This window comes from Argonema antarcticum A004/B2 (assembly GCF_023333585.1).
GTDB lineage: Bacteria > Cyanobacteriota > Cyanobacteriia > Cyanobacteriales > Aerosakkonemataceae > Argonema > Argonema antarcticum.
The window spans coordinates 81,656-85,203 of record NZ_JAIQZN010000021.1; the positions used below are offsets into that span (position 1 = coordinate 81,656).

The following is a 3,548-nucleotide window of genomic DNA, read 5'->3' on the forward strand; positions in this document are numbered from 1 at the left end:
GTTGCGCTTCAGCGCTCTTTAAGATAGCGCTGAAGCGCAACAACATACCTAATATTTAACTATGAACACGGGAATCACAGTTCGAGGCGTTCAACTAAGAGTTGGGAATGCGCGATCGCTTTTCTGCATTTCTCTGGGTTCGGATCTCCCGCAAAAATCTTCCTTTCTAGTTGATGGGCGATCGCCAGCATTGCTGAGTCCGGCAACCAGGGAAAAATGACGGCTTCCCCAGGTGTGGAAAACATGGACAGCAGGTTAGAGAGCATTTGCTCCTTTAGGTTGGATTCAGGAAAGATAATTACGGTTTTTGACCGTTCGATTAGCCAATCGTGATCCCAGTCATCACCAGTAATCGCGATCGCCAGCGCTACCTGCGGTATGCGTTCTACAAATTTCGGTGAAGCCGTATCACCACAAAAGAGTAGATGTTGCTTTTCTAACATATACCATCCCGGCTTAACCTCACTGGGAGTAGCGACAGCAGGAGAGGATATCTCTAATGCCGTAACTTCTACAACTGAGTTCCCAGCTTCCACCAAAGCCTTCGGTTTGAGCGCCACAATTTCCGGCTTTGGCGACGCAGGCTTTTCAACCGCAAGAGTGTGTGACTTCTCTTCTTTGATGACTTGGCGAATTTCCTTATAGGTTACGGGTTCGCCCTCTTTTGCTCGTTGCAGAACTTCGTCGCGGAGTTCTTGTGAAGTTGATGGTGCTGCTAAGAGGTAGAGGGCCGATGTCGCAATATTAATCTGTGCAAAGTTTGCACGTTCGGGAAAGGCTTCGTAAACGTTGACGAAGTTGTAAGCAGTACGCCGACTCCAGCCAAACTCAGCTTTTAACCACGTATCGAACTGACCGTGCTTGAGGCGGGATCGCACATCAGCAAGCTTTTGACCGATTTCCCAAATATCTTGGGCCGATCGCTGTAAACGTTCTCTAATTTCCCCAGTTCGTTGCTGGACAACAATCCGTTCTTGGGATTCTAAAATTTCATAGTCAAAACCAGTAACCAAGTTGAGCCGTTTTTGTGAGTTACCCATATCCGATTTTTGCCTACTTAATTCAAAATTCGATACTCTCACGACTTATATCGTTGGCTTACACCCAGATTTGTGGCAAGCCTAATTTTTATTAAATCTTTACAATTATCTAGGATAGCCGAAACAAGCGGAAGATGTCCAATAGCGCAAACCGCTACGGATACTTTTCTCTAGAGACTTGCCCAAACCTAGTTGACATATCAGTCTGTTTGTTGCCTAATAATTAAGAGCTTATTGAAAATAGTTTTTATTAAATTCATGAAAAACTCCTTGTCTAGAGCTAGTATCTCAATCTCTGTCCGCCTAACAAGCTACCTGCATAAAGATATAAGTTCTCAGTTACTTCCCTTTCAGCACGACACGGATAAGCACGGATGCACGGATAGAAGAATCCGTGGGTTTTAGCCAACACAAGTTACAAATAATACTCATGTTAACTCAATCACTACTGGTGCGTACCGATAATTTTTTACTAGAAGTCGATCACCTTTTTATCTTTGCTACAGAAGGTCGATCGGCAGTTTCCTTTCTTCAAGATTTAGGTCTTCACTGCTCCGAACGAGTAGTGCGGCGTGCAGAGCAAGGAACAATCTCGACGATTTTCTTCTTCGAGAATACATACCTCGAACTAATCTGGATCGAAGACGAAAAAGCAGCCCAACAGCATACAGCACGAACGGGGATCGACGTTTTAGCACGGGCGCGTTGGCCGCAAACGGGAGCATCTCCCTTTGGCATTGGTTTACGCTCTTTACCTGAGATGACAACTCTGATTCCGGGATCTAGAAAACACTGGGTAGAGTGGATGCACTCAGATCCGTTTATTAGGTTTTCGCCACAGAATATCGCAAATGCGGCAGAGCCTATATGCTTGGCTGTGAGTAGCGATATTGCTCTAACAACTTGGCTCGATCGCTCTTGTGAAAGGCATCAGCAGTTAATTACTCATCCGCTGGGGGTAAAAAAGCTAACCAGTGTCAAAATCGCAGTCGATCGCGATCGAGAACTGAGTGAAGCTGTTTCTCTGCTCGATCGCAATGGTGTTGTCGCGATCGAACGCGCCACCTCTCCGATGTTGGAATTAACCTTTGACGGTGGTACTAAAGGAGAAATACTGGATGCGCGACCAATACTGCCCCTTCGACTGAGATATTGATCGTAAAAGCCCATGATTAACCCAAAAAGCTTCAAGAAATTCGGATTGCTTGGCAGCTTGTACGTATCGCAGTTTATCCCGATCGCGTGTTTGTACGAAGCTTTGCCAGTAATTATGCGCCAGCGTGGGGCTTCTTTAGAAGCGATCGGTTTCTTGCCACTATTAACCTTACCGTGGATGTTAAAATTCCTCTGGTCGCCACTGGTCGATCGCTACGGCTTCACCCGTTGGGGACACTATAGGTTTTGGATTATCTGCTTTCAACTGATCGCAGCTTGTACAGTAGCCACCTTCGCCTTCATTGATATCCAAAGTCAGCTTTCAGTTGCATATATTTGTCTGGTGATCATCTGTTTCGTTTGCGCCAGCCAAGATATTGCCACCGATGCCCTGGCAGTAGGATTGTTAGAACCCCAAGAGCGGGGCTTTGGCAATGGAGTGCAGAGTGCGGGCAACTACCTGGGTGCAATTATCGGCGGCGGTGGAATGCTACTAGCGATCGATCGTTGGGGATGGAAAGCCAGTATGCTGACTTTAGCGCTAGTCGTAGTTGTCGCACTCCTTCCCGTTTTGCAGTACAAAGAACCCAGCAGCAAGCCTCAGAAATCTGCACGCGCTAAGTCCAACTCCCAAAAGCCTGCAAATCCTTTCACGGATATTGCTAAGTTCTTTGGACGTCCGGGAATATGGCATTGGCTGCTGATTCTGAGCTTGTATACACCTGGCCCTTATATGGCATCCCGGATGTTTCGTCCGCTGTTGGTAGATCTCGGGTTGTCTTTGGCAGAAATTGGCTTAATGTTGGGAGTTGTCAGTTACAGCGTCGGAATATTGGGTTCCATAGTCGGAGGTTCGCTGATTGCGCCCTTGGGAAGGAAGCGATCGCTAATTCTCTTTGGCTTACTTCAGGCTTTGACGATGTTAACCTACCTACTGCCAGCATTCGGCATTGCCCATTTAGCGATTCTTTATGCGATCGCGATCGGTACTCAATTTGTGAGTAGTATGGCAGCGACAGTCTTATACACGATTATGATGGACAAAAGCCGATTAGAGGCGGCAGGCACGGACTACACACTACAATCTTCCACTACTTTCTTTTTTGGGATTATTACAGCCGCGATCGGCGGTGTAATTGCACAAGCCCTCGGCTATCGGGGCGTATTTGTCGTCGCCATTACCATTACCCTCATCGGCATTACCCTCGTTGCCAAGACTTTTAATCCAGATCGACCAGCATCACTACCAATGCGCGATCGTGTCTCATCTTAGTCTGGGTGTGGTCATAAGTAGTTGGTTGAAACGAAAAGCTTTTCTTCTGGGCCTTGTCCCCCTTGTCCTCCTTGTCCCCC

At 47.0% G+C, this 3,548-nt stretch carries 3 protein-coding genes; 2 read left to right on the forward strand and 1 reads right to left on the reverse strand.

Translation table 11 applies throughout. The annotated features are described in order from the left end of the window. Positions 1 to 74 precede the first annotated feature (74 nt). Positions 75 to 1,040, reverse strand: a complete 966-nt coding sequence (locus LAY57_RS11860) for a DUF3102 domain-containing protein (protein WP_249066746.1) — start codon at positions 1,038 to 1,040, stop codon at positions 75 to 77. Positions 1,041 to 1,470: 430 nt separating this feature from the next. On the opposite strand from LAY57_RS11860, the gene LAY57_RS11865 reads away from it, so the two are divergent. After that, positions 1,471 to 2,196 carry a VOC family protein gene (locus LAY57_RS11865; RefSeq protein ID WP_249066749.1) on the forward strand — a complete coding sequence of 242 codons (726 nt, stop codon included), beginning with the start codon at positions 1,471 to 1,473 and terminating at the stop codon, positions 2,194 to 2,196. Between the two features lie 12 nt (positions 2,197 to 2,208). Beyond that, complete coding sequence (locus LAY57_RS11870) at positions 2,209 to 3,468, forward strand: MFS transporter (RefSeq protein WP_249066750.1); 1,260 nt, start codon at positions 2,209 to 2,211, stop codon at positions 3,466 to 3,468. Positions 3,469 to 3,548 lie beyond the last annotated feature (80 nt).

Excerpts from the sequence above, each read along its gene's own strand:
- LAY57_RS11860 (WP_249066746.1), bottom strand. The coding sequence starts at position 1,040 with ATGGGTAACTCACAAAAACGGCTCAACTTGGTTACTGGTTTTGACTAT.
- LAY57_RS11865 (WP_249066749.1), top strand. The coding sequence starts at position 1,471 with ATGTTAACTCAATCACTACTGGTGCGTACCGATAATTTTTTACTAGAA.
- LAY57_RS11870 (WP_249066750.1), top strand. The coding sequence starts at position 2,209 with ATGATTAACCCAAAAAGCTTCAAGAAATTCGGATTGCTTGGCAGCTTG.